This is a genomic window from Allotabrizicola aquatica (SeqCode), assembly GCF_965194375.1.
Taxonomy (GTDB): domain Bacteria; phylum Pseudomonadota; class Alphaproteobacteria; order Rhodobacterales; family Rhodobacteraceae; genus Tabrizicola_A; species Tabrizicola_A aquatica.
Genome location: NZ_CBDAEL010000004.1, coordinates 161,200 through 184,806, shown reverse-complemented (window position 1 = coordinate 184,806; position 23,607 = coordinate 161,200). Strand labels below are relative to the sequence as shown.

The following is a 23,607-nucleotide window of genomic DNA, read 5'->3' as shown; positions in this document are numbered from 1 at the left end:
GGCATGGCGGAACTGGATTATGATCACTTTGACGGCGGCTATCCGGCTGCCGCGTCTGGGCATCGGTTCGGGCGGTTTGCCCATTTGGGCGGCGCGGCGCTGTCTGTCGCCTTGGTGATCAGCGGCGCGGTCTGGGCCTACCAGCTTGCGGTGCGCGATGTGGCCGGTGTGCCGGTGATCCGCGCGGTGGTGGATCCGATGCGGCTGGCGCCGTCAAACCCCGGCGGATCGCAAACCCTGCATCAGGGGCTGTCGGTGAACGCCGTGGCCGCCGCAGGCACGGCTTTGCCGCTGCCCGAAACGCTGACCCTGGCTCCACGGCCGATGGAGCTCGCCGAGGAAGATCAGGCCGGGCTGGAGCCGTTGGAGCCCGTCGGCGGTGCTGATGTGGTCGCCATGGCCCCCGCACTGGCCCCGGTTGAGCCTTTGACGACCCAATCTGATGCGGCGGACAGCACCGTCGCTGCGGTTGAGGCACTGCCCGCAACTCAGGAAGACGCAGTTGCTGCCGCTCTGGCCGAGGCGCTGGGGCTGGAAAGCCCCGATGCTATGTTGGCCGAGCCTGTGGTTGAGGCCCCCGCCACGGTGGCGATGGCCGCACCCGGAGCAGAGATTGACCCTGCGACGCTGGCATCTGGCACATTGCTGGTGCAACTTGGCGCCTTCGACAATCAGGATGAGGCGCGGCAAGAGTGGCTGCGCCTTACGGGCACCTTTACCGATCTGATGGGTGGCAAGTCGCTGGTCATCCAACCGGCGCAAAGCGGGGGCAAGACCTTCTTCCGGCTGCGCGCCCATGGCTTTGCAACGGACGATGACACGCGCCGGTTCTGCACCGCGATGCTGGCCGAGAACGCGACCTGCATCCCGGTCGTCCAACGATGAGCAACGCCGGCCGCTTGGCCGCGATTTTCGGCTGTGAGGCGCTGGCGCTGTCGCCTGATGAGCTCGCCTTTTTCCGCGATTGCGACCCGTTCGGCTTTATTCTTTTTGCGCGTAACATCGAAAATCCCGATCAGGTTGTGCGTCTGACGTCTCAACTGCGTGACGCAGTGGGTCGCGATGCGCCGATCTTGATCGATCAGGAAGGTGGCCGCGTGCAGCGGATGCGGGCACCACATTGGCGCGATTGGTCGCCGCCCTTGGACGCCGCCCATGCGGCGGGCGCGGATGCGGCGCGTGTTTTGGGCCTGCGGGCAAGGATCATCGCGGAAGAACTCCGCGCGGTGGGCATTGATGCCAATTGCGCGCCGGTTGCCGATATCGCGGGGCCGGAAACTCACCCGTTCCTGCGCAATCGCTGCTATGGCGAGACGGCTGTACACGTGTGCGAGCGCGCGCGCAGCGTGGCCGACGCACATCTGGCGGCCGGGGTTTTGCCGGTGGTCAAGCATTTGCCCGGTCATGGTCGCGCTACAGCGGACACCCACCACAATCTGCCCACCGTCACGGCCAACCCGGCGGATCTGGCGGCCCATGACTTCGCGCCGTTTCGCGCGCTGGCCGATTTGCCCATGGCCATGACTGCCCACATCATCTTTGCCGCATATGATCCGGACCGCCCCGCCACCCAATCGCCCGAAATGATCCGTGTGATCCGCGAGGAGATCGGGTTTCAGGGGCTGTTGATGACGGACGATCTGAACATGCAGGCGCTGTCGGGCGATCTGGGCCAGCGTACGCGGGCTTCAATGGCGGCGGGCTGCGATATTGCGCTGCATTGCAAAGGCGACATGGCCGAGATGCTTCGGGTCGCCCAAGAGGCCGGGAATCTGACCCCCGCCGCGCGGATGCGGGCCGATGCCGCCTTGGCCCTGCGCCGCCCTGTCGGCCCAGTTGACATTGCGGCGCTGGAGGCTGACCTTGTCCGCATGGGACAGGGCGCACTAAATGGCTGAGACCGACACCGATGATTGGGGCGCGACCGAGCGTCTGGCCCCGGCTGATCGGCTGGATGCCGAGGCGTTGATTGTCGATGTCGACGGGTTTGAGGGCCCGCTGGACCTCCTCTTGATGCTGTCACGCACGCAGAAGGTTGATCTGCGCAAGATCTCGGTGCTGCAATTGGCCGAGCAGTATTTGAAGTTTGTGCGCCAAGCGGCGGCGCTGCGCATTGAGCTGGCGGCTGATTATCTGGTGATGGCGGCGTGGCTGGCGTTTTTGAAATCGCGCCTCTTGCTGCCCCCCGAACCCGGCGAGGCAGGGCCATCCGCCGAGGATTTGGCTGCCCATCTGGCCTTTCAGCTGGAACGCCTGCAAGCCATGCGCGAGGCTGCGGCCCGCCTGATGGCGCGCGATCAATTCGGCCGTGATTTCTTTGCCCGCGGCCTGCCCGAGGCGATCATCCACAACCGCGATGTCACCTATGAGGCCACGCTGCTGGACCTGATGCGCGCTTATGCTCGGATCCGAACCAAGGATGAGTTCCGTCCCTATGCCTTTGATCGGCAAGACGTTTACACCATGGAACAGGCACTGGAGCGGATGCGGGGTCTCTTGGGCTATGCCGGGGAATGGTCGGATCTCACCTCGTTCCTGCCCGATGGCTGGGACACATCCCCCGCACGCAGGCGGTCCGCCACCGCTTCGCATTTCGCCGCCGTGCTTGAGATGGCCAAACGTGGCCAAATCCGTCTGAAACAGGGCGAGACCTTTGCCCCGATCCTGATCCGAAAGGCCGATGGCCCATGACCGAACCTGTCGAGCAATCCCTGTTCGAAGCTCCGCCGATGGGCGAACAGGAACGCATGGTCGAGGCGATTTTGTTCGCCAGTGCCGAGCCTGTGACCTTGCCTGAACTTGTGGCCCGTATGCCGCATGGCTGCGACCCGGCCGAGGCGCTGGTGACCCTGCGCCGGCGCTATGAGGGGCGGGGGGTGCATATTGTGAAAGTGGGCGATGCCTATGCCTTCCGCACCGCCGGGGACCTTGGGTTCCTGATGCAAAAGGAACATGTCGAGCAGAAAAAGCTGTCACGAGCGGCGATCGAAACGCTGGCGATTGTGGCCTATCATCAGCCCGTGACGCGCGCCGAGATTGAGGAAATTCGAGGTGTGGCGGTGTCACGCGGCACGGTGGATTTGTTGATGGAACTGGATTGGATCCGCCTTGGTCGTCGTCGCATGACGCCGGGGCGACCGGTAACCTTTGTTGTGACCGAGCATTTTCTCGATCACTTCGGCCTTGAATCGGCGCGCGATTTGCCCGGTCTCAAGGAATTGCGGGCGGCGGGCCTCTTGGACAGCCGACCCTTGCCGATGGGCTTTGGTGCCACCACATCGGACGACGAGGAAGAAGCCAAAACAGGCCAAAGTGAGCTTTTTGAGGATTAAGGTGTTATGGACAGGATTTTTCAGCAACTGATCGGCCGTCTGTTGGGCCGATTGATGAACCGCGCCTTGGATACCGGCATCAGCTTTTTCGCAACCCGCGGCAAAGGCTCGGCTGATCTCAGCGAGGCTGATCACCAGCAGGCGCGCGCCGGGCAAGACCTTGCAAAAAAGGCGCGGAAAATGTCCCGCGCCTCTCGCAAACTGTTCTAGCCCTCATCGTCGGCTGCGCCGCTCTTCGGGTGAACGCCTCGACGAGAAGCCGAAGGCGCCCGAGGAGGGGCTTAGCCGCGGCCGCGACGGCCGCCGCGACGGCCGCTCGCGGCTTGGCTCGCGGCTGCCGAGGCTTCCGAAAAGCTCATCCCGCCTTCGACGGCTTCCAGAACCTTGGCAAAGCGGATCCATTCACCGCCATTGGCGTCGTGGTTCATCAGGAAGTTGGCGGCGCGAATGGCCTCCATTTCCTGCTGGCGCACCGGGTTCATGATGGCGCTGGTCATGCCAGCCCCAATCGCCATCGGCAGGAAGGCCGCGTTGATGCCGTGACGGTGCGGCAGGCCGAACGAGATGTTCGAAGCACCACAGGTCGTGTTCACGCCCAGTTCTTCCCGCAGGCGACGCACCAAGGCAAAGACCTGCTGACCGGCCGAGGCCATGGCGCCCACCGGCATGACCAACGGGTCAACCACGATGTCATGCGCCGGGATGCCGAAATCGGCGGCGCGTTCCACGATCTTCTTGGCCACGGCAAAGCGGACATCGGGATCAGGCGAAATGCCGGTGTCGTCGTTGGAAATCGCCACGACCGGCACGTTGTATTTCTTGACCAGCGGCAGAACCAGTTCCATCCGCTCTTCTTCGCCGGTGACCGAGTTCAACAGCGGGCGACCCTCGCAGGCCATCAGACCCGCCTCAAGCGCGCCGGGAACCGAGCTGTCGATGCACAGGGGCACGTCCACGGTCTGCTGGATGATTTCGATCAGCGCTTTCATCAGCGGCGGTTCGACAAAGTTGTTGTCGGCATAGCGCGGGTCTTGCGCCATCTTGTTGGTGAACACCGCACCCGAGTTCACATCAAGGATGGTGGCCCCGCAGGCAACCTGCTCAAGCGCGTCTTTGATGACGGTGTCGTAGTTGCCCATCTCCAGCTCGGCCGCCAGTTTCTTGCGGCCGGTGGGGTTGATGCGCTCACCGATCACGGCGAAGGGTTCGTCAAAACCGATGATGACGGTTTTCGTTTTAGATTCAATGACGGTGCGGGTCATTCTGATACCTTTTTCTTGTGCGTTAGGCGTTTACGGGCACGCCCGAGGCGCCGCCATTGTCGGTGACCCACTGGGCATTGGTCTTAATGCCGCCCAAGGGGAAGAAGTGGACCTGTTCGATGCCAAAGCCGGGGTTCTTGGCCTTGTGGGCGGCCAGATCGGCGACAAACTCGGTCGGCTCATAGGGCAAGAGGAGCTTGGTCACATCCATTGCCCGTTTTTGCAGCACGCGCAGCGAGGCGCCGACGCCGCAGGCAATGGCGAATTTGATAAGCGTTTGCAGTTTGGCCGGACCGGCAACACCGATATGCACGGGCAGTTTGATGCCTTCGGCCTGCAAGCGGTTGACCCAGTCGATCACCGGGCCTGCTTCAAAGCAGAACTGCGTCGCCATTGCCATCTGCGCATCGGTGCGTTCCGAGAAGGCCGATTTCCAGCGCGCGGCTTCCATCACCATTTTGTCCGACCCATCGGGGTCGATGTCCTTGTTGCCTTCGGGATGACCGGCCACATGCAGGCGATCAAAGCCGGTGAAGGCCCCAGTTTCCAAAAGCTGCATCGAGGTTGCAAAATCGCCCACCGGCTGCGGCACGCCGCCGGCCAGAAGAAGGCCCTGGTGCACGCCCACATCTTTGTAGCGTGCCACCCAATCGGTCAACGTGGCGCGGTCCTTGATGATGCGCGCGGGAAAATGCGGCATGACATCAAAACCCTCGGCACCAATGCGCTTGGCGGTGGCCACCATCTCTTCGATGGGGGTGCCATCGATGTGCGCGATATAAACGCGGGTGCCCTTGGGAAGAATGGCGCGGAAATCTTCCACTTTTTCAGCGGTGCGCGGCATCACTTCGATTGAATAGCCCTTCAGGAAGGCTTCCATCTCGGCGGCTTCAGCACCGGTTGCAGCGTCTTTGGTGTCTTTGCGGAAGAAACTCAGGGCCATGTGGCTCTCCTAGATTGGGCCGAGATCGGGCAGGTCAGGCTTTGGCCCAGCCTTCATTGGCAATCAGCGTCTTCAGACGCTCGGTGTCGAATTCTGTTTCCAACTGGGCAGCAACCGATGCCGCCACCTCGTCTTGCTCGCCATCCACCTCATAGGGGGCAGCCTTGCGCCATTCGGCGAGATAGGCGTCGGCATCTTTGGCGCCGATTTTCATGGCACAGCGGTCGATCGCCTGTTCAAAGCGCTCGGACAGCTGCTTTTTTGCGCCGCGACGGCCCTTGCCGACAATCACCTGTGCCGGAATATCGCGCCAGTAAACGATGACAACTTCGGCCATTTTGGCTGATTCCCCTTGATGTGGTTCCCAGTGTTCTATTCGCCTGATCGCGACAGACAGGGTCGGATTTCGACATGCCGCAGGGCGGATGCGACCGATCCCGGATGCAGTGACGCATTACGCGAGCCCGCATGCGAAATCCAGTGTCGGCGCGTGTAAAGTCGCCAGTTTTATGCAGATCATCCGGCGTGTCCTGCTTTGGGTTTGGCGGGCTGCGCGGGGTGGGCAGGGCGGTTCTGGACTTGCATGACTGCCCCGTTGGGCATAGCTTAAGGGCAACCACGTATGGAGGGCGACATGACGCCCGAGCGTCCCCGAGGGGCGGACGCGAAGAAAGCTGCAGTCGAGGCCTCGAAACGGGTCTCCCGCAAGCCTGTGACGTCTGCCCCTGACACAGCCACGGCTGGGCTTTATGCCGCCGTGGACCTTGGCACGAACTCGTGCCGCATGCTGATTGCCCGTCCTTCGGGCAGTCAGTTTCAGGTTTTGGACAGTTTTTCCAAGACAGTGCATCTTGGCGCGGGGCTGGAAGCTTCGGGGCGGCTGTCGCATGCCTCGATGGGGCGGACTTTGCAGGCCTTGCGGATCTGTCAGAAGAAGATCGAACAGCACAACGTGGCGCGGATGCGGCTGGTGGCGACCGAAGCTTGCCGCCGCGCCCGCAATGGCCGCGAATTCATGCGCCAAATTCGTCGTGAGACCGGGCTGCAGGTGGAGATTATCCCGGCCGAGGAAGAGGCGCGGCTGGCCGTGATCTCTTGTGCGCCCTTGGTCAACCCGAGCACCGAGCAGCTGTTGGTGGTGGATATTGGCGGCGGATCAACCGAGCTGGTCTGGGTGGATCTTTCGGCAGTTGCCCCCGAGCAGCGGGGGCGGGCCATTATGGGTCTGCACAAGGGTTTTGCCAACCAACCGGATGGCGGCGCGCGGGTGGTGGATTGGATTTCGGTGCCGCTTGGGGTGGCCACGCTGAAGGACCAGTTCCACGATGTCGAGGATGATGGCGCGCGCTTTGCGCTGATGTCGTGGTTTTTTGAAGAAAATCTCTCTTCCTTCAGCCCCTATAACGCCGCCCAAGCGCGGGATGGCTTTCAGATCATCGGCACCTCAGGCACCGTCACGACCGTGGCGGCCAGTTTCTTGAACCTGCGCCGTTATGATCGGGCCAAGGTTGACGGGCTGCAGATGACCTCGGACCAGATTGATCTGGTCATCCGTGAGTTTCTGTCGCTTGGTCCCGAAGGGCGGCGCAACGATCCGCGGATTGGGCGCGATCGGCACACGCTGATCATGTCGGGCGCGGCCATTTTACAGGCGCTGATGCGGATCTGGCCGACGGACCGGCTGTCTGTGGCCGACCGCGGACTGCGCGAGGGGCTGCTTTATGCCCAAATGAACACCGACGGAATTCTCGAGGACGGACCTTATCTATGACCGACAAGCCCACCACCGGCAAAAATACCTCGGGACGGGGCCAGCGCGAGCTTCGGGTGCGGGTGAAAACCGCCAAGGGGCGAAAGCTCTCGTCCACTCTGTGGCTGGAACGCCAGTTGAACGACCCCTACGTCCAGCGCGCCAAGCGCGAGGGCTATCGCGGCCGCGCGGCTTATAAGATCATGGAGTTGGATGACCGCTATGGGTTTTTGAAACCCGGTGCGCGGGTGGTCGACCTTGGCTGTGCGCCGGGTGGCTGGTGTCAGGTGGCCGTGTCGCGGGTCAACGCGCTGGGTCAAAACCCGAAAAAGCCCGTCGGCACCATTCTGGGGGTCGATCTGCAAGAGGTAGAACCTATCGCGGGCTGCGATATCTATCAGCTGGATTTTCTGGACGATAATGCCGACGAGATGGTCAAGACTTGGCTGGGCGGCAAAGCAGATGTGGTGATGAGCGATATGGCGGCCTCTGCCTCGGGCCACAAGGGCACGGACCACTTGCGCATCGTGGCGCTGATCGAGGCTGCACTGGCCTTTGCCTTTGACGTCTTGGAAGAGGATGGCACTTTCGTTGCCAAGGTTCTGGCCGGTGGGGCCGAGAATGAGATGCAGTCGGTGTTGAAACGGTCGTTCCGCAAGGTGGCCAATGTTAAACCGCCAGCCAGCCGTCAGGACAGTTCCGAAAAGTTCGTGGTTGCTATGGGGTTCCGGGGCAAGCCGTCGGACGATCCGCGCGGGCATTTGCACGATGACGACGAGGACTGACGTTTCTTTGACAACCAAAAGGGCGCCACAGGGGCGCCCAGCGATGGCAAGTTATGACGCGATAATGGCCTTACCCACCCCAAGTGCGCACCGGACCGCAATCCATGTGCACGAAGTTTGACCGCGAATAGGCCCCAACACCCCCGCCCGAGCACGCCTTGGCGGCCCGCGCCATTTGCCCGACCGAGCGCGACTTCAGCCGCAGATCCGCCGCTTGACCCTTAAGGTGCAACGAGTTCTTCGCAACGCCTCTGGACTTGGAGCGCAGCATGGCGTTGGTCTCAGGGCTGCGATAGCCCGACAGCAGCGTGTAGGGTTCATTCACATCCATCAGACGGTGGGCCGCTGCCATCACGTCAAAATTGCGGATGTCCATCTTCATGGCCTTGCCATTGCGCCAATCGCGCATGAAGTGGTTGATTTCCTTAAGAACCTCGGGGATGTACTCGCCTTCGATCCAGTAGATCGTGTCGATGCTTTCCCCCGTGCGGCCCGAATACATCCGGATCCGCCGAATATCGCCTGCGCCTTTGAGATAGCCGGCAGCGGCCGTGTAGGCCGGGGCTGCGACAAGTGCCGTTGCTGCGAAAGCACCGAGCAAGCCGCGCCGCGTGAAGCCGTTAGAAGAAATAATCGCCATTCTCTGCGCCTGTCCCGTCGATGGTCTTTGACCGCCTAACTCCAGCGGTTTTGTTTCGCCACTCACCCCAAGTGCGAGTTTGTTATTGCATATTTGGGGCCAGGACCAAAGCAAAGAATGGCTGGATCAAAGGTAGGATCAGGGCGATAGGCAAATTTTTGCTGAACACACCTGGACGGTGGGCAAGAATGGCCCGAGAAACTCAGGTGAATTTGATTGTTCGTGGCGTGGAAACAGTCTTCGGCGGGGTGCCAGAAAGTAGCCCGCTCAGACACGGGCCCGAGCCCAGTCGCAACGGATCGATGATTTACAGTTGGGTGAATTTCGCTGAAACTCAGGTCCCAGATATAGGGCCCAGGCGTTTCTGGTGTGAAGGGTTTGATTTGGAACATCTTTTTTCTAGTTTTGTAAAAATGCCCCGGCTGGCCGTCTCGGGATGTCTGGCGCTGATTCTGGGTCTTACGGGCGAACCTGCGCGCGCTGAACTGGCCACCGGTTCGGCCTTTGCCCGGTCCTTGGCCACCGCGGTTGCCGAAACCGAAGGGGTCGCCGCGTTCTACAGGGCAAACGGCTACAGGGATCTTTGGACCGGGCCGGATGATGCCGATCGCCGACAAGCCGCCTTGCAAGCCTTTTCGCACGCGGGTGACCACGGACTTCCGGTTGCGCGGTATGATGCTTCGGCGCTTGTCGCGGCCTTCCAGTCGGCCCGCACCGAACGTGATCGGGGTCAGGTTGAAGCGGCCATGACACAGGCTTTTTTGGCCTATGCCCGCGATCTATCTTCGGGCGCGCTGACACCCTCCAAAGTCGATGCCGGGATCGTGCGAGAGATCGCGCGCCCCGATCCACAGGCCATGTTGCAAGCCATTGCCGCAAGCCCTATGCCCCATGAGTTTTTGCGCGATCTTGCCCCCTCATCGCCGGAATATGCCCAGCTTTTGAAGGAGAAGCTCCGGCTTGAAGGCGTGATTGCCTCAGGCGGCTGGCCCAATGTTCCTGCGGCCGCGCAGTTGCAGCCCGGTGATCAGGGACCACAGGTGATTGCGCTGCGCGATCATTTGGTGGCGCGGGGCTATTTGACGGCCAGTGCTGCGGCCACCTATGACCGCAGCCTCCTCCGCGCAGTCCAGCGGTTTCAACTTGATAATGGCCTGACGGCGGATGGCGTCGCCAACACGGCCACGCTGGAGGCTCTGCGTCTGCCCGCCAGTGCGCGGCTGAAATCGGTGATCGTGGCGCTGGAGCGGCTGCGCTGGCTGGGTGATGCGCCGCGGGGCGCGCGCCATATCTGGGTAAACCTGCCGGAATTCATGGCGCGCATCGTTGATGAGGGCCGAACAACCTTTAAGACCCGTGCCGTGATTGGCAAGGATGTGGAAGATCAGCGCAGTCCTGAGTTTTCCGATGTGATGGAATATATGGTCATCAACCCGTCTTGGGGGGTGCCGCGCTCGATCATCGTCAAGGAATATCTGCCGCTTTTGCAGCGCAACAGCAATGCGGTCAGCCATTTGCAAGTCGTTGATAACAAGGGGCGGGTGGTGCCGCGCGGGGCGGTGAACTTTGCGGCCTATTCGGCCTCAAGCTTCCCGTTTGGGCTGCGTCAGCCGCCGTCGGATGGCAATGCGCTGGGGAAGGTCAAGTTCATGTTCCCCAACGTGCACAACATCTACCTACACGACACCCCGGCCAAGAACCTGTTTGCCCATGAGGTGCGTGCCTACAGCCATGGTTGCATCCGGCTTGGTGATCCCATTGATTTCGCGCATATTTTGCTTTCGGCGCAAAGCGAAGATCCCAAGGGGGTGTTCCAGACGGAACTGGAAAGCCGCTTGGAAACCTCGGTTTCACTGGACAGCAGCGTGCCGGTGCATTTGGTCTATTTCACCGCATGGCCCACGGCGCGGGGGCAAATCGGCTATCGCAACGATGTTTATGGCCGCGATGGACGTCTTTTCGATGCCTTGTCCGAGGCCGGGGTGGCCTTGACCGGCGAACAGGGATAAATCTACGGTCAGAACCGACCGGAGGACATCATGGCCCATACGATTGCCGAAATTGCCGCCGCATTGGGCGCTGAGGCGGTGGGCGATCTGTCGTTGCGTGTGGGGCGTGCGGCCGAACCGGCGATGGCGGGGGCAGGGGATCTCGCCTTGGCGATGGACCCGCGCTATGCCGACGGGCTCGCACAGGGTCAGGCGCGGGCGGCAATGCTATGGCCCGGCGCCGATTGGCAGGCGCTGGGGTTGCAAGCGGCGATCTTCGCCCCGCGTGGGCGTTTGGCGATGGCAGGGTTGTCCGTGATGATGGACCCCGGCCCAGAGATTGCGCTGGGTATCCATCCGATGACCGTGATTGATCCGACAGCCCAGATCGGGGCAGGGGCCGCGATTGGCCCCTTTGTCACCATCGGTGCCGGCGCCCAGATTGGCGCCGGGGCGCGGATTGCTTCGCATGTGTCGGTGGCCGAAGGTGCGGTGATTGGTGACGATGCACTGATCTGCCAAGGCGCGCGGATTGGCGCGCGCGTGAAAATTGGCCACCGCGTGATTTGCCAGCCTGGCGCAGTGATCGGCGCGGATGGGTTTTCCTTTGTCACCCCAGAAAAATCAGGTGTTGAGGAAATCCGGGAAACCCTTTCACAGCGCGGCGAAATTCGCGAGCAAACTTGGACGCGCATTCATTCTTTGGGCGCGGTGACGATTGGGGATGATGTCGAGATCGGTGCCAATTGCACCATTGATCGCGGCACCATCCGTGACACCACCATCGGCCGCGGGACCAAGTTGGACAATCAGGTCCACATTGGCCACAACGTCGAAATTGGCGAGGACACCCTTCTGTGCGGTCAGGTCGGCATTGCTGGATCGGCGCGCATCGGCAGCCGCGTGGTGCTGGCGGGCCAAGTGGGGGTGAATGACAACATCTTTGTCGGCGATGACGTGATCGCCGGGGGGGGCACCAAGATCTTTACCAACGCGCCCAAGGGTCGGGTTCTCTTGGGCTATCCGGCGGTGAAGATGGAAACTCATGTCGACATCCAAAAGGCGCTGCGCCGCTTGCCGCGACTGGGCGCACGGGTGGCCGCACTGGAAGCTGTCATCACCCCGTCATCCGCGCCGTCTACCTCGAAGGAGGACTGAGGTTATGGAGGCAAAATTGGACGGAGCAATTTGGACGGAAGCGACGGTTGCGGATCGGGTACGGGAAATTGTCGCCTCGCACAGCCTGCGCAGGTTTGACGAGGTCGCCCTAAGCGACAAGATATCAGATCTTGGGCTCGACAGTCTGGGCGTGGTCGAGGTGATCTTCGCAATCGAAGAAAGCTTTGAAATCTCGGTGCCCTTCAACGCCAATGATCCAAACCAAGGCGCGTTGGATTTGTCCACTGTTGGCGCGCTGGTCAAGGCCGTCGAAGGGGTGATCGCGGCCCAATGAGGCGGGTGGTCATCACTGGGGCGGGCACGGTCAACCCTTTGGGGCAAAACCTTGACCAGACCCTTGCCGCAATGAAGGCTGGGCGCTGTGCCATTGGCCCGTTGGACATTCCCGATCTGGATCGGCTTTCCATAAAGATCGGGGCGCAAGTCACGGATTGGACACCAGAAAACCATTTCGAGAAGGGTCACCTCTCGCTTCTCGATCGCCATGTTCAGTTTGCCTTGGTCTCAGCGCGGCAAGCCATGGCGCAGGCCGGGCTATGCCCCGATCCAGAACGCACAGCGGTGATTATGGGCACGGGCGGTGGCGGTCTTATCACCTCGGACGAGGCCTATCGCGCGGTCTATGCCGAGGGGAAGTCTCGGGTCCATCCCTTCACCGTGCCCCGGTTGATGCATTCGGCTGCGGCCAGCCACATTTCGATGGAGATGGGGCTGATGGGGCCGACGTTTTCCGTCTCCTCGGCCTGTGCCTCATCCAACCATGCCATCGGGCTTGCCGTTCAAATGCTCCGCGCTGGCGCCGCAGATGTCGCACTGGCAGGCGGGTCTGAGGCGATGCTTTCCTTTGGCGGGCTGAAAGCGTGGGAGGGGCTCCGCGTCATGTCGCCGGACGCCTGTCGTCCGTTTTCCTTGGGGCGCAACGGTATGGTGCAAGGGGAAGGTGCGGCGGTTTTTGTCCTGGAGGACCGTGAGGCCGCGTTGGCCCGTGGGGCGCGCGTTTTGGCTGAAATCTGCGGTGTTGGTATGACCTCGGACGCCTCAGATATCGTGATGCCCAACCCCGAGGGGGCGTCTCGGGCCATGCAACGCGCTCTTTCGGATGCGGGTTGGACGGCTGAGAGTGTTGACCACATCAACGCCCATGGCACTGCCACCGCCGCCAATGACCGCTGCGAGGCTGAGGCGCTGCGCCGGGTTTTTGGTCCTAGGGCGGCAGAAATTCCGGTCACATCGACAAAGTCACTGCACGGCCATCTGATTGGCGCGGCTGGCGCGGTTGAACTGATTGGCTGCCTCTTGGCCCTTCAGGAGGGGCTCATTCCCCCCACGGCCGGATTTTTGGCCCCGGATCCTGACTGTGCAGTAGATCTTGTCACAGGCACGGCGCGGCAGGGTCGGTTTGATCGGGTCTTGTCTAATGGCTTTGCTTTTGGCGGGTTGAATGCCGTTCTGGCTTTGGCGCGTGCCTGAGGCGCAAATTTAGTGGAACACCGCATATCACCTTATGAAAAGGCCCGCCAAAACGGCGGGCCTTTGTCTTTTTGACCCGCTTGAGGCGCGGTTATTCCTGAAGCGTTGCCGCGACAGCCTCATAGCCCGCAGTGAAGCCCTTGAGCGAGACGTCGAGGCTGACGGACGCTTCCGGCGCTGCCGCTGGAACCACGGTCACCGTGGCCTTGGCGCCCTTCTTGAACTGTTCCACCTCTTCGGCGGTAAAGCCCACACGGGCGACGCAACCGATTTGGGTGCAGAAGGTATAGGGGTAAAGCTTCGGCTCTGCCGTATCGATCTGGATGGTCAGAGATGCGGTCAAGAGCGTTTCCAGCGGCACCACAACCGTGGCCCCGGCCGCCGCCTTGCCACCAGCGGGCAGCGCGAACATCGAAAACTCTGACACGGCGTTGCCATCGGCGTCTTTCAAAAGCTGGAACAGCTGGCAAGGATCCTTGCCGTTCTCGGTCTTTTCGCAGCGCTGCTCCCATTGTTCAAAGGTCGCCGCCAAATAACCTTGGCCCACTTGCGCGGTCTCAGCCGTCAACACAGCGGGGGCGGCATTGGCCGCAGTGCCCAGCGACAAATCGTCGGCGGGAGCGGTCTCTTGCGACAGGGCGGGCAAGCCCGAAACGGCCAGCAGGGCCGACAGCGACAGGCTGTGAAAAAGGCTACGCGTAGACATGGTCCGACATCCTTACAAATGGCTCGCCGCGCAGATAGCACGCTCGCGCGGCCAAGTCAGGGGCGAAAGGGGTGCGAGCCTGACAGATTCGGCAAGATATTGCGCAAATGATGGAGATTAAACGGAAAAAGGGCCGGACAGCCGACCCTTTTTCTTCTATTTTTTTCTCCCTGTCGGACTGGCCGACTATGTGGAGCAGACGCTATTGCTGTTTCACAAGCGCGTCAACAGGATTTCGCGCAGATTGTGACACAGACAATCATGGCCTCATTCCCCCTCTAAGGACTGGTTGGTTTGGCTGCGCGAGTCAGAAAAAAACCGCGCCCCTGATGAGGGCGCGGCCAGTTGACAGGGAGGAAGTCAAAACCGAAGCGCAAATCAGCCGTCCGGTAAGATCAGGCTGGCACAGTCGGGTTAAGAATGTATTTTGATCGCGCACCGTCCCCGGAGTTGCCGGCGGCAGGTGCGTATTTCTCAAAGCTGATTTCATCGGGGGCGGTTATGTCGGACGCGATTTTCGTGGGTGGGGGGGGCGAAGGGTACGGCGCACCGCAGACCCTTTTGCTGAAATATGGCAATCGCCATGGACTGATCGCCGGAGCGACGGGCACGGGCAAGACAGTGACCCTGCAAATCTTGGCCGAGGGATTTTCTGCCGCCGGTGTGCCCGTGTTCATGGCCGATGTGAAGGGCGATCTGGCTGGAATTGCGCAACCCGGATCGGCCGAGCACAAGCTGCATGAGCCTTTCATGAAACGCGCCGCGACGATCGGGTTGGACTTGCACTATCAGGCCTTTCCCGTGGCGTTCTGGGATCTTTTTGGCGAACAGGGCCACCCTATCCGCGCCACAGTGGCCGAGATGGGGCCCTTGCTGCTGAGCCGCCTTTTGGAACTGACGGAACCGCAAGAGGGCGTGTTGAACGTGGCCTTCCGGCTGGCCGATGAGGAGGAACTGCCGCTTCTCGATCTGAAAGACCTGCAAGCGCTGTTAACCTTTATCGCGGAAAACGACAGCGCGGTGTCGGCGCGCTATGGGCTGGTGTCCACCACCTCGATCGGGGCCATTCAGCGCCGCTTGCTGGTTTTGGAAAACCAAGGTGCGGCGCAAATGTTTGGCGAACCCGCACTGGAGCTTGCGGACCTGATGCGCGTTGATGCCCAAGGGCACGGTGTGGTCAACCTTCTCGCCGCCGACAAGCTGATGAACTCGGGCCCCCGGCTTTATGCCACCTTCCTTCTGTGGCTGCTGTCTGAGCTTTTCGAGGAGCTGCCCGAAGTGGGCGATCCCGACAAACCCAAGCTCGTGTTCTTCTTCGACGAGGCGCATCTTCTGTTCAACGACGCGCCCAAGGCGTTGGTCGCCAAGGTGGAACAGGTCGCACGGCTGATCCGTTCAAAGGGTGTGGGGGTGTATTTCATCACCCAAAATCCCGCTGACGTGCCCGAAATGATTCTGGGACAGCTTGGCAACCGCGTGCAGCACGCGCTGCGCGCCTTTACCGCCAAGGATCAAAAGGGGTTGAAACTTGCCGCTGAAACCTACCGCCCCAATCCGCGCTTTGCCATTGAAGAGGCGATCCGCGATGTTGGCACGGGAGAAGCCGTGACCTCGTTTCTGGAGGCAAAGGGGATTCCGGGCATGGCCGAACGTACGCTGGTGCGGCCGCCATCTTCACAGCTTGGGCCAATTGACCCCGTGATCCGGGCGCAGCTGATGCGGGCCTCAGGGCTTGGGGCAAAGTATGACACAGCGATTGACCGCGACTCGGCCCATGAACGGCTGCGGGCGCGGGCCGAGCGGGCGGCCCGTGATGCCGCAGAGGCCGAAGATCGGACCGATGCGGAAGAGCGCGAGTTTGCCCGCGCCCGTCGCTATGATGCCGACGATCGCGCGGGCGAAACTGGTCCACGACGCCCCAGCCCCAGCCGAACCACAGGGCGCAGCGACACGATTGGCACTGCCTTTGCCAAAAGCTTTGCGCGCCAGTTGGGCACCAAATCCGGTCAGGCCATTGTGCGGGGCGTTCTGGGGTCGATCTTTGGCCGACGCTAGGCCGCGGGCCCATTCTGGCGGTGCGTTTACGCCTATACCTTCATGCCCGATTTCTGCCCCGGCAGCGCCCAAGTTCGCTGCTAGCGTCGATGTTGGGGAATGTCTGCGAAAGGTCTGCCGATGGCTTTAACCGCCGCCGAACAATTTATGCTGGAGCTTGTGAACCGCGCCCGCCTTGACCCTTTGGGAGAGGCGGCACGGCGTGGGATCAGCTTGAACCAAGGCCTGGCACCCGGCCAGTTGCACAGCTCCGCGCGCGGCGCACTGGCACCCGATGCGGCCCTTGAACTGGCGGCCAGCCGTCATTCAACATGGATGCTGGCCACCGATGTGTTCTCACACACGGGCGTCAACACCAGCACACCCAGCCAAAGGGCGCAGTCTGCAGGCTATGAAGGCTGGGGCGCGGGTGAAAACATCAGTTGGCGCGGCACAACCGGGACTTTGAACCTGCAAGCCACCATTGCTCAGCAGCATTCAGACCTGTTCCTATCGCCCGGTCATCGGGTGAACATTCTGCACGACAGTTACCGCGACATCGGCATCGCCCAAGAGGCCGGGGCGTTTCGGTATAATGGCGTGACCTACAATGCTTCGATGGTGACGCAGAACTTCTCGACGCAGCCGGATGTCTATTATGTCACTGGCGTGGTGTACAACGATCTTGACGCAAACCTGTTCTATTCGATCGGCGAAGGCCAAGGGGGCGCGGTGTTTTCCACTGCTGGCGCCCGCACCACCAGCGCCAGTGCGGGCGGATATGCGCTTGAGGCGGTTGAGGGTGGTTTTGTCACCGTCAGCGGCACCCTTGGCACGCGCAGCTTTTCAGTGAAAATTCTGGTCGAGGAGGTCAACGCCAAGCTTGATGTGCTTAACGCCAACACCTTCCATGCCTCGGCTGATGTGACGCTGGTCTTGGGTATCCACAACGCGCGGCTGATCGGTTCGGCAGCGATTGATGCGACGGGCAATACGTCAGCAAATACGCTTGAGGGCAATGGCGCGCGCAACCTGCTTTCGGGCGGCTCTGGCAATGACCGGCTGATCGGGAATACCGGTCACGATGTGCTGAGCGGCGGCAATGGGAACGATTTTCTGTCCGGTGGCACCGGCAATGATGTTTTGCGCGGCGGCACTGGCAATGATCGGCTTTATGGCGGATCTGGGAACGACACGATCTATGGTGACGCGGGCAATGATCATTTGTCGGGCGGCAGTGGGACCGATAGTTTCGTGTTCAGTTTCAGCGCGGGCGATGATGTCATCGCCGACTTTACCGCCGTCGATACGCTGCGGATCAACCGCCAACTTTGGGGCGGCGCAGCCACAGACGCCGATGCTGTGGTCGCCAACCACGCCCGCATCATCGCGGGGGATGTGGTGATTGACCTCGGCCAAGGCCATTCGGTCCGGTTGGATGGGGTCAGCAGCCTGAGCAGTTTGGCCGATCAGATCATCTTGATCTAACCGGCCTTGGCATCGCTATAGGGGCCGAATGCGCAGCTTGGTGATCCGGTTTTCACGGCGCTGCAGCACTTGAAAGCGGAAGCCGTGGAAGCTGAAGGCTTGGCCTTCCAGCGGGATCATCTGCGCCTCATGAATGACAAGGCCCGCAACGGTATTGGCCTCATCATCCGGCAGGTTCCATTCAATCGCCCGGTTCAGGTCGCGGATGGTCATCGCCCCTTCCACCAGCCAAGCGCCGGTTTCATCGCGGCTGAGCCCCGAATCGCGCGCCACCACGTCAAATTCGTCAGTGATCTCGCCGACGATTTCCTCAAGAATATCCTCAAGCGTGATCAGCCCCTGAATCGCGCCGTATTCATCCACCACAATCGCGAAATGCGTGCGCCGTTTTAGGAACTCGCGCATTTGTTCGTCGAGCGTGGTGGTGTCGGGAATGAAGTAGGGCTTCATCGCGACCTTGACGATATCCAGCTTGTCTAGCCCTTCTCCCGCGCGGCGCAGACGGTCCACCTCGCGCAGAAGGTCTTTGGCATGGATCACACCCAAGATGTTTTCCTCATCGCCCCGATAAAGCGGCAGGCGCGAATGGGCCGATGCCAGAACCTCTGAGATCAGCGCATCGGGGGGCAGATCGGCATCGATCAGTTCGATCTGGCGCCGGTGCTTCATGATCTCGTCAACTGTCCGTTCGCCCAGATCGAGCGCGCCCAAAAGCCGGTCACGGTCCTCTTTCTCCATCGCGCCTTCGGAATGGCCCAGCGAAATCGCCCCGACGATTTCCTCGCGCAGCGCTAGAATTTTGCTGTCAGGGTCGGCCCTGACGCCGACCAGCCGCAGCAAAAGCCGCACCAAAGCGCGAACCAAAGTAACGATAGGGGAAAACAGCACAATCAAGACACGGATCACCGGGGCCACGCGCTGTGCGACCGCTTCGGGGAATGTGATGGCCAGCGTCTTCGGCATGACTTCGCCAAAGATCAAGATCAGCACGGTCATGACAGCCGAGGCGACCGCAACGCCGCTGTCGCCAAAGGCTTTGGTTAACAGCGCTGTCGCGAGCGAGGCCGACAGGATGTTCACGATGTTATTGCCCAGCAACAGCGCGCCGATCATCCGTTCGCTGTCATCGGTGACCTTCATCGCGGCCGCTGCCCCTGAGGATCCCTTATCTGCCAATTGCTTAAGCTTGCCGCGTGACGATGCCGTAAGCGCCGTCTCAGACCCCGAAAAGAAGGCCGACATCACCAAAAGGCACAGGATGGCAAGGGCGGTCAGCCAAAAGGTAGTGTCCAGAAAACTTGTCTCGGGCATGGGTCAGGTCACTTCAAGGTTTGGGTTTGGCCAAAGGATGATGGGTCAGCACCAGCGATTTCAACTGATCATCTAGCACATGCGTGTAAATTTCGGTTGTTGCAACATCTGCGTGGCCCAAGAGTGTCTGGATCACCCGCAGATCGGCCCCACCAGCCAAGAGATGCGTGGCAAAGGCATGGCGCAGGGTGTGGGGGGTAACGCGTGTGGGATCAACACCCGCCAGAACCGCGATGTCCTTGATCACCAGATAGAAATGCTGGCGCGTCAAATGCCCATCTGCCCCCCCACCGGGGAACAGGGCTTTGCTGGGGCGGTGGCCAAGCGCGTGCAGCCGGACATCTTCGGCATCGCGCCATGCCAACCACTCGCCAAGCGCCGCGCGGGCCGGGGTGGAAAGCGGCACCAAGCGTTCCTTATCCCCTTTGCCGCGCACCAAAATCATCTTTGGGTCGCCGCGTGCGGCGGAAACTGGCAGCCCGACAAGCTCGGACACCCGCATGCCTGTGGCATAAAGCAGTTCCACCAAAGCCGCATTCCGCAGCCGCTCGCCCAAGGTGCGGCCTTTGGTGCGAGACGCGTCCAAAAGCCGCTCGACCTCGTCATGGCTAAGGGTTTTGGGCAGGCGCTGCGACGCGCCGGGGCCAGAGATGCGCAAGGCGGGGTTGTCGGTGCGCCAGCCTTCGTCATGCGCAAAGCGAAAAAGCTGGCGAATGGCCGACAGACGGCGCGCACGGGTGGCTTTCGAAAGGCCCTCGGCCTCGCAGGACACCAAATAATCTTCGACCGCCGATTTCGGTAGGCTCTCAAGCCCGAGCCCCCGCCGCGCCGACCAATCCAAGAAATCCTTCAGATCGCGGCCATAGGCCAAAAGCGTGTTGCGCGCGGCGTTGGCCTCGGCGGCCTGAGCGTCCAGAAAGGTTGAGATCCAACGCTCGGACATGGGCTAGCCCCGCCGTTCCAAAAGCATCAATTGCAGCGCGGTGGTCCGGGCGGTTTCTTCCAAACCGAGGTGGCGCAAAAGCACAAGGCCTTCCGTCAGCTTGCTCATCTCGCCATGCAGTCCCGCTTCGATCCGCGTCATGGCCAGAAACAGCGCCTCGCCAATGCGGTTCTGGGCCAAGAGTAAGCGCGCGTCGGCCGAAAGCGGTATCTCGCTGCCGTCAAACGCCGGGGCGAGGGCGCGCGCCATGCTGTCGGGCGGGGCCAGACCCTGCAAGCGCCCCTGCGCGAGCCCCGCCAGAAACTTGCCGCGCACATCCTGAGGGGCGTGGCGGCTGGCCGAAAGGCGCAGGAAATCGGGCGAAAGGAGGCCCAAATCATAGGCGATCCGCGCCGAATCGCCGGTCAAAGGAAGGCGTGCAAGGTCTTCGGCAAAGAGCGCGGCAAACGTCACCTCGATCTCGACATCCGCCATCCGGGCATAGGCAAGTGGCAGGCGTTGCTCGACCGACGTGACATCCCCCGCCTGCAAGGCTGCCTCAAAGCGTTGAAAGGCGTCAACCCGGTCCCAGACCCCGCCCGACGCGGCCGGTTCACGCTGGGTGAAAATGCCCAAAAACAGATTGGGTGAAATCGCCCCGGCTCGCGCCAGCCGTTCGGCCGCCTCGGTCTGAGCTTTCCAGCCCGCCCGTTCTGACAGATCAGCATGGGCAAAGGCCAGCGGCAGTGTGGCGGTGGGCAAGGGCTCACCGATGGCGTCATAAAGCTGCCAAATCAGCGGGGTCACCGGCTTGGGCGGCGGCGGGGCGGGATCGTCCTCATAGGCTTCGGCGTCTAGGAACCGGGTCAACAGCTGATCTTCGGTGTCTGTAATGTGGCCCAAAGCCTGCGCGGTCCGCAGCGTCAGGGCTGCCGCCGCCCAATCCCCGGCGCGCGCCACGCAGAACACCCGCGTTGGCAGGGTTGGCGCCAGATCAGGGGCTGCGGCCAAGGCTTCGCAGGCGCGGTCTTCATGACCCGTCAGGAGGGCCACATCAAAGCTGCGGCGAAACAGTTCCGGCGTTCTTGCGGGAAGTGCGGCTTCCAAGAGAGCTTGGGCTTGCTCCAACGCGCCAACGGCGAGCAGTTTATCCACCCGCGCCATCAACAGGCGCCCCTCTTGGCCGCTGTCGGCGGGCGGTAAGGCTTCGGCCAAAAGCACGGTGTTCAAAAGTGCCTGCAACGCGGGCAATCCCACGGGATCGGCGCGGGTCAGGGCAGCGGCAGCCTCATCGGTCAGACCAAGCCCCCACAGCGCATGGGGAAAGCCGGTTTGCGCCGGGGTCAAGAGCCCAGCCGCATCGGGCGAGGGGGCCCCAAGCACCGACACCGCCACATCCGCGGGCAGCGCACTGTCGGTGGTCACCGGCGCCTCATCCTTCGGCGGCTCAAGACGGGGTGCGCCGCCGCTGGCCGGGGGTGACACGGTTGGTTCGGGCGCACTGACCGGTTGCGACAACCAATCAATCGCCGACAGCGGCTCTCCCTTTGCGGGTTGGTTTGCCGTGCTGCGCGGCGGGGTCAATTCGGCCTCGGCCCAGACCATCGGGGCAGAAACGCCCAGCCCAATCGCTAGGGCCCCGATGAGACAAGGCTTTGGCCTGTCAATCGGCATCGAGCGTAACCGGTTGGCGAATCTCTTCAGTGACCGGGGTCAGATCCCCCAGATAGGCGTAGCCCGCCAAACCGGCAAAACCCAACACACCCAACACCACAACCAGTCTCAAAAGCCGAGCCATCTGCTGCCTGCCATTTCCCCCCGGTTCTGCCGGGGCGTCGCCATTCTTCGGTTTGGCCCGCGTCTTTGCTTTGCAAAGACGGGACCCCTGTCGAATATATATGGCATTTGCGCCAAGTTCACGCCATTCAAGGAAGAAAGTTGACCATCGGCATGCCTTTGCGCGGGCTAGGGGTCAGGAAAGGGAGGTCTGTGCGGTGCGGCTGAAGAAAACCGCGGTCATGGTGGGCATGATGGGGGCGGGAAAGACCGCCGTCGGCACGGCGCTTGCCCGGATTCTTGGGGTTCCATTTCGTGATTCGGACGAGGAAATCGTGCGCGCCGCAAACCGCTCGATCGCTGAGATCTTTGAGCGGGACGGCGAGCCTTTTTTCCGCGCCCGTGAGACCGAAGTCATCACCCGGCTTCTGGCGGGCGAACCGGCGATCTTGTCCACTGGCGGCGGCGCATTTTTGTCCGAGACAAACCGCGCCCTGATTTCAGAGCAGGGGGTGTCGGTCTGGCTGCGGGCGGATCTTGAGCTGTTGTGGCAACGCGTGCGCCACAAGACCACCCGCCCGCTGTTGCGCACCGCCAACCCACGCGAAACCCTGCGTGGGCTTTACGAAGTTCGGCTGCCCTTTTACCAACAGGCCGATCTTGTGGTCGATGCAGCCCCCGAGCTGTCGGTCGAAGATATGGCGCAGCGGGTGATGCAGGCGCTGGCCTCGCGGCCGGATGTTCTGGAAAGGGAATGACCAATGACGACAGATGTGGTGCCCGTGGCACTTGGCGCCCGCAGCTATGAGGTGCGCATCGGCGCGGGCCTGATCGAACGGGCAGGGGCCGAGATTGCACCTCTGTTGCGGCGCAAGCGGGTGGCGGTCATCACCGATGACACAGTTGCCAGCCACCACCTTCTGAGCTTGGCCGAGGCGCTGGAAGCGCAAGGGATTGCCATGGTCGCCCTGTCGATCCCGCCCGGCGAAGGCTCAAAGGGGTGGGAGCAATACGCGCGCTGCTCCGAATGGCTGTTGGAGCAGAAGATTGAGCGGCGTGATGTGGTCATCGCCTTTGGCGGCGGGGTGGTGGGCGATCTTGTGGGCTTTGCCTGCGCCACCTTGCGCCGTGGCGTGCGGTTTGTGCAAATTCCGACAACGCTTTTGGCGCAGGTCGACAGCAGCGTTGGCGGCAAGACCGGGATCAACACCGCCCAAGGCAAGAACCTGATCGGCGCGTTCCATCAGCCTTCGCTTGTGCTGGCCGATATCGCGGTTCTGAACACGCTGGAGCCGCGCGATTTTCTCGCCGGCTATGGCGAGGTGGTGAAATACGGCCTTCTGGGCGATGCGGCATTCTTTGACTGGCTTGAGATGAACGGTCCGGCCATGGCGGCGGGCGATATGGGCTTGCGCCAATATGCGGTGAAACGCTCGGTCGAGATGAAGGCTGGCATTGTCAGCCGTGATGAGACCGAAGAGGGCGAGCGCGCGCTGTTGAACTTGGGCCACACCTTCTGCCACGCGCTTGAAAAGGCCACCGGCTATATCAGCCGCCTGTTGCACGGCGAAGGGGTCGCGATTGGCTGCGCCTTGGCGTTTGAGCTGAGCCAGCGGATGGGTCTGTGTTCGCAAGAAGCCCCCAGCCGGGTGCGCGCACATCTCAAGGCGATGGGGACCAAGGTGGATCTGGCCGATATTCCGGGCGATTTGCCCGATGCGGCGGGGCTGCTCGCGCTGATGGGGCAAGACAAGAAAGTGGTCGACGGCAAGCTGCGCTTTATTCTGGCGCGCGGCATCGGGCAGGCCTTTTTAGCCGACGATGTGCCGGGTGATCTGGTGACGGCTGTGCTGACCGATGCCTTGCGCGTTAGATCTTAATGTTATGCATTTTAATCTCGCCGTAGGTCATTGAAATAAAATTATAAAACGGGAATTTATTGCGCCACCGCAAGATCACTTGCACCACGGGCCCCGGACGGGATAGGTAAGGCCATTCCCCTGTGTCAGATGCGAGACCGA

General features: G+C 61.7%; 24 protein-coding genes. 15 read left to right on the top strand and 9 right to left on the bottom strand.

The window, feature by feature from the left end; translation table 11 throughout:
- Nucleotides 1–3: 3 nt before the first annotated feature.
- The 5 genes from AC72UB_RS07950 to AC72UB_RS07930 are packed head-to-tail and all read left to right on the top strand — an operon-like array spanning nt 4 to nt 3,542.
- Entirely contained in the window at nt 4–885 is an 882-nt protein-coding gene (locus AC72UB_RS07950; RefSeq protein ID WP_505189285.1) for an SPOR domain-containing protein, read from the top strand.
- Complete coding sequence (locus AC72UB_RS07945; RefSeq protein WP_505189284.1) at nt 882–1,898, top strand: glycoside hydrolase family 3 N-terminal domain-containing protein; 1,017 nt, start codon at nt 882–884, stop codon at nt 1,896–1,898. The genes AC72UB_RS07950 and AC72UB_RS07945 overlap by 4 nt, the downstream gene beginning before the upstream one ends.
- On the top strand, nt 1,891–2,691 hold the full coding sequence (locus AC72UB_RS07940; RefSeq protein WP_505189283.1) for a segregation and condensation protein A: 801 nt from the start codon (nt 1,891–1,893) through the stop codon (nt 2,689–2,691). The genes AC72UB_RS07945 and AC72UB_RS07940 overlap by 8 nt, the downstream gene beginning before the upstream one ends.
- The gene (scpB, locus tag AC72UB_RS07935; protein WP_463288491.1) at nt 2,688–3,332 is read left to right on the top strand and encodes an SMC-Scp complex subunit ScpB; all 645 of its coding nucleotides are present in this window, start codon (nt 2,688–2,690) and stop codon (nt 3,330–3,332) included. Before AC72UB_RS07940 ends, scpB begins: the two co-directional genes overlap by 4 nt.
- A 6-nt stretch (nt 3,333–3,338) precedes the next feature.
- The gene (locus AC72UB_RS07930; protein ID WP_505189282.1) at nt 3,339–3,542 is read left to right on the top strand and encodes a hypothetical protein; all 204 of its coding nucleotides are present in this window, start codon (nt 3,339–3,341) and stop codon (nt 3,540–3,542) included.
- Nucleotides 3,543–3,613: 71 nt separating this feature from the next.
- Here the strand turns inward: AC72UB_RS07930 and AC72UB_RS07925 are convergent, their stop codons facing one another.
- Genes AC72UB_RS07925 through AC72UB_RS07915 form a run of 3 tightly spaced genes read right to left on the bottom strand, consistent with a single transcriptional unit; the run spans nt 3,614 to nt 5,874 of the window.
- Entirely contained in the window at nt 3,614–4,594 is a 981-nt protein-coding gene (locus AC72UB_RS07925) for a methyltetrahydrofolate cobalamin methyltransferase (RefSeq protein ID WP_463288489.1), read from the bottom strand.
- A gap of 22 nt (nt 4,595–4,616) precedes the next feature.
- The gene (locus AC72UB_RS07920) at nt 4,617–5,537 is read right to left on the bottom strand and encodes a methylenetetrahydrofolate reductase (protein ID WP_505189281.1); all 921 of its coding nucleotides are present in this window, start codon (nt 5,535–5,537) and stop codon (nt 4,617–4,619) included.
- A 34-nt stretch (nt 5,538–5,571) separates the two neighbouring features.
- The gene (locus AC72UB_RS07915; RefSeq protein WP_505189280.1) at nt 5,572–5,874 is read right to left on the bottom strand and encodes a virulence factor; all 303 of its coding nucleotides are present in this window, start codon (nt 5,872–5,874) and stop codon (nt 5,572–5,574) included.
- A 297-nt stretch (nt 5,875–6,171) separates the two neighbouring features.
- Between AC72UB_RS07915 and AC72UB_RS07910 the strand changes: the two genes are divergently transcribed.
- Nucleotides 6,172–7,308, top strand: a complete 1,137-nt coding sequence (locus AC72UB_RS07910) for a Ppx/GppA phosphatase family protein (RefSeq protein ID WP_463288486.1) — start codon at nt 6,172–6,174, stop codon at nt 7,306–7,308.
- Nucleotides 7,305–8,072, top strand: coding sequence for an RlmE family RNA methyltransferase (locus tag AC72UB_RS07905; RefSeq protein ID WP_463288485.1), 768 nt, complete (start codon nt 7,305–7,307; stop codon nt 8,070–8,072). The genes AC72UB_RS07910 and AC72UB_RS07905 overlap by 4 nt, the downstream gene beginning before the upstream one ends.
- Nucleotides 8,073–8,142: 70 nt before the next feature.
- On the opposite strand, the gene mepK is transcribed toward AC72UB_RS07905, so the two are convergent.
- The gene (gene mepK, locus AC72UB_RS07900) at nt 8,143–8,712 is read right to left on the bottom strand and encodes a peptidoglycan L,D-endopeptidase MepK (protein WP_463288484.1); all 570 of its coding nucleotides are present in this window, start codon (nt 8,710–8,712) and stop codon (nt 8,143–8,145) included.
- Between the two features lie 413 nt (nt 8,713–9,125).
- On the opposite strand from mepK, the gene AC72UB_RS07895 reads away from it, so the two are divergent.
- The 4 genes from AC72UB_RS07895 to AC72UB_RS07880 are packed head-to-tail and all read left to right on the top strand — an operon-like array spanning nt 9,126 to nt 13,349.
- Nucleotides 9,126–10,721 carry a L,D-transpeptidase family protein gene (locus AC72UB_RS07895; RefSeq protein ID WP_505189279.1) on the top strand — a complete coding sequence of 532 codons (1,596 nt, stop codon included), beginning with the start codon at nt 9,126–9,128 and terminating at the stop codon, nt 10,719–10,721.
- 30 nt (nt 10,722–10,751) lie between these two features.
- Entirely contained in the window at nt 10,752–11,858 is a 1,107-nt protein-coding gene (gene lpxD, locus AC72UB_RS07890; RefSeq protein ID WP_505189278.1) for a UDP-3-O-(3-hydroxymyristoyl)glucosamine N-acyltransferase, read from the top strand.
- Between the two features lie 16 nt (nt 11,859–11,874).
- Nucleotides 11,875–12,153, top strand: a complete 279-nt coding sequence (locus AC72UB_RS07885) for an acyl carrier protein (RefSeq protein ID WP_505189277.1) — start codon at nt 11,875–11,877, stop codon at nt 12,151–12,153.
- Nucleotides 12,150–13,349 carry a beta-ketoacyl-[acyl-carrier-protein] synthase family protein gene (locus tag AC72UB_RS07880; RefSeq protein ID WP_505189276.1) on the top strand — a complete coding sequence of 400 codons (1,200 nt, stop codon included), beginning with the start codon at nt 12,150–12,152 and terminating at the stop codon, nt 13,347–13,349. Before AC72UB_RS07885 ends, AC72UB_RS07880 begins: the two co-directional genes overlap by 4 nt.
- 91 nt (nt 13,350–13,440) lie before the next feature.
- Here the strand turns inward: AC72UB_RS07880 and AC72UB_RS07875 are convergent, their stop codons facing one another.
- The gene (locus tag AC72UB_RS07875; RefSeq protein ID WP_505189275.1) at nt 13,441–14,055 is read right to left on the bottom strand and encodes an invasion associated locus B family protein; all 615 of its coding nucleotides are present in this window, start codon (nt 14,053–14,055) and stop codon (nt 13,441–13,443) included.
- A 501-nt stretch (nt 14,056–14,556) separates the two neighbouring features.
- Between AC72UB_RS07875 and AC72UB_RS07870 the strand changes: the two genes are divergently transcribed.
- Both AC72UB_RS07870 and AC72UB_RS07865 read left to right on the top strand, forming a co-directional pair.
- Nucleotides 14,557–16,110 carry a helicase HerA-like domain-containing protein gene (locus AC72UB_RS07870; protein ID WP_505189274.1) on the top strand — a complete coding sequence of 518 codons (1,554 nt, stop codon included), beginning with the start codon at nt 14,557–14,559 and terminating at the stop codon, nt 16,108–16,110.
- Nucleotides 16,111–16,230: 120 nt separating this feature from the next.
- A complete protein-coding gene (locus AC72UB_RS07865; protein ID WP_505189273.1) occupies nt 16,231–17,577 on the top strand; it encodes a CAP domain-containing protein in 1,347 nt (448 codons plus the stop codon).
- Nucleotides 17,578–17,592: 15 nt separating this feature from the next.
- Here AC72UB_RS07865 and AC72UB_RS07860 read toward each other — a convergent pair whose 3' ends face one another.
- From AC72UB_RS07860 to AC72UB_RS07845, 4 genes are read right to left on the bottom strand one after another with little or no spacing between them, the layout of a single operon-like run.
- Nucleotides 17,593–18,888 carry an HlyC/CorC family transporter gene (locus AC72UB_RS07860; protein ID WP_505189272.1) on the bottom strand — a complete coding sequence of 432 codons (1,296 nt, stop codon included), beginning with the start codon at nt 18,886–18,888 and terminating at the stop codon, nt 17,593–17,595.
- Nucleotides 18,889–18,901: 13 nt separating this feature from the next.
- Complete coding sequence (locus AC72UB_RS07855) at nt 18,902–19,831, bottom strand: site-specific tyrosine recombinase XerD (RefSeq protein ID WP_505189271.1); 930 nt, start codon at nt 19,829–19,831, stop codon at nt 18,902–18,904.
- Nucleotides 19,832–19,834: 3 nt separating this feature from the next.
- A complete protein-coding gene (locus AC72UB_RS07850; protein WP_505189270.1) occupies nt 19,835–21,484 on the bottom strand; it encodes a hypothetical protein in 1,650 nt (549 codons plus the stop codon).
- Entirely contained in the window at nt 21,474–21,608 is a 135-nt protein-coding gene (locus AC72UB_RS07845) for a hypothetical protein (protein ID WP_505189269.1), read from the bottom strand. Before AC72UB_RS07845 ends, AC72UB_RS07850 begins: the two co-directional genes overlap by 11 nt.
- Before the next feature lie 100 nt (nt 21,609–21,708).
- On the opposite strand from AC72UB_RS07845, the gene AC72UB_RS07840 reads away from it, so the two are divergent.
- Together AC72UB_RS07840 and aroB are read left to right on the top strand one after the other, a co-directional pair.
- Nucleotides 21,709–22,344, top strand: coding sequence for a shikimate kinase (locus tag AC72UB_RS07840; protein ID WP_505189268.1), 636 nt, complete (start codon nt 21,709–21,711; stop codon nt 22,342–22,344).
- A 3-nt stretch (nt 22,345–22,347) separates the two neighbouring features.
- On the top strand, nt 22,348–23,466 hold the full coding sequence (aroB, locus tag AC72UB_RS07835; RefSeq protein ID WP_505189267.1) for a 3-dehydroquinate synthase: 1,119 nt from the start codon (nt 22,348–22,350) through the stop codon (nt 23,464–23,466).
- The last annotated feature ends 141 nt before the right edge of the window (nt 23,467–23,607 follow it).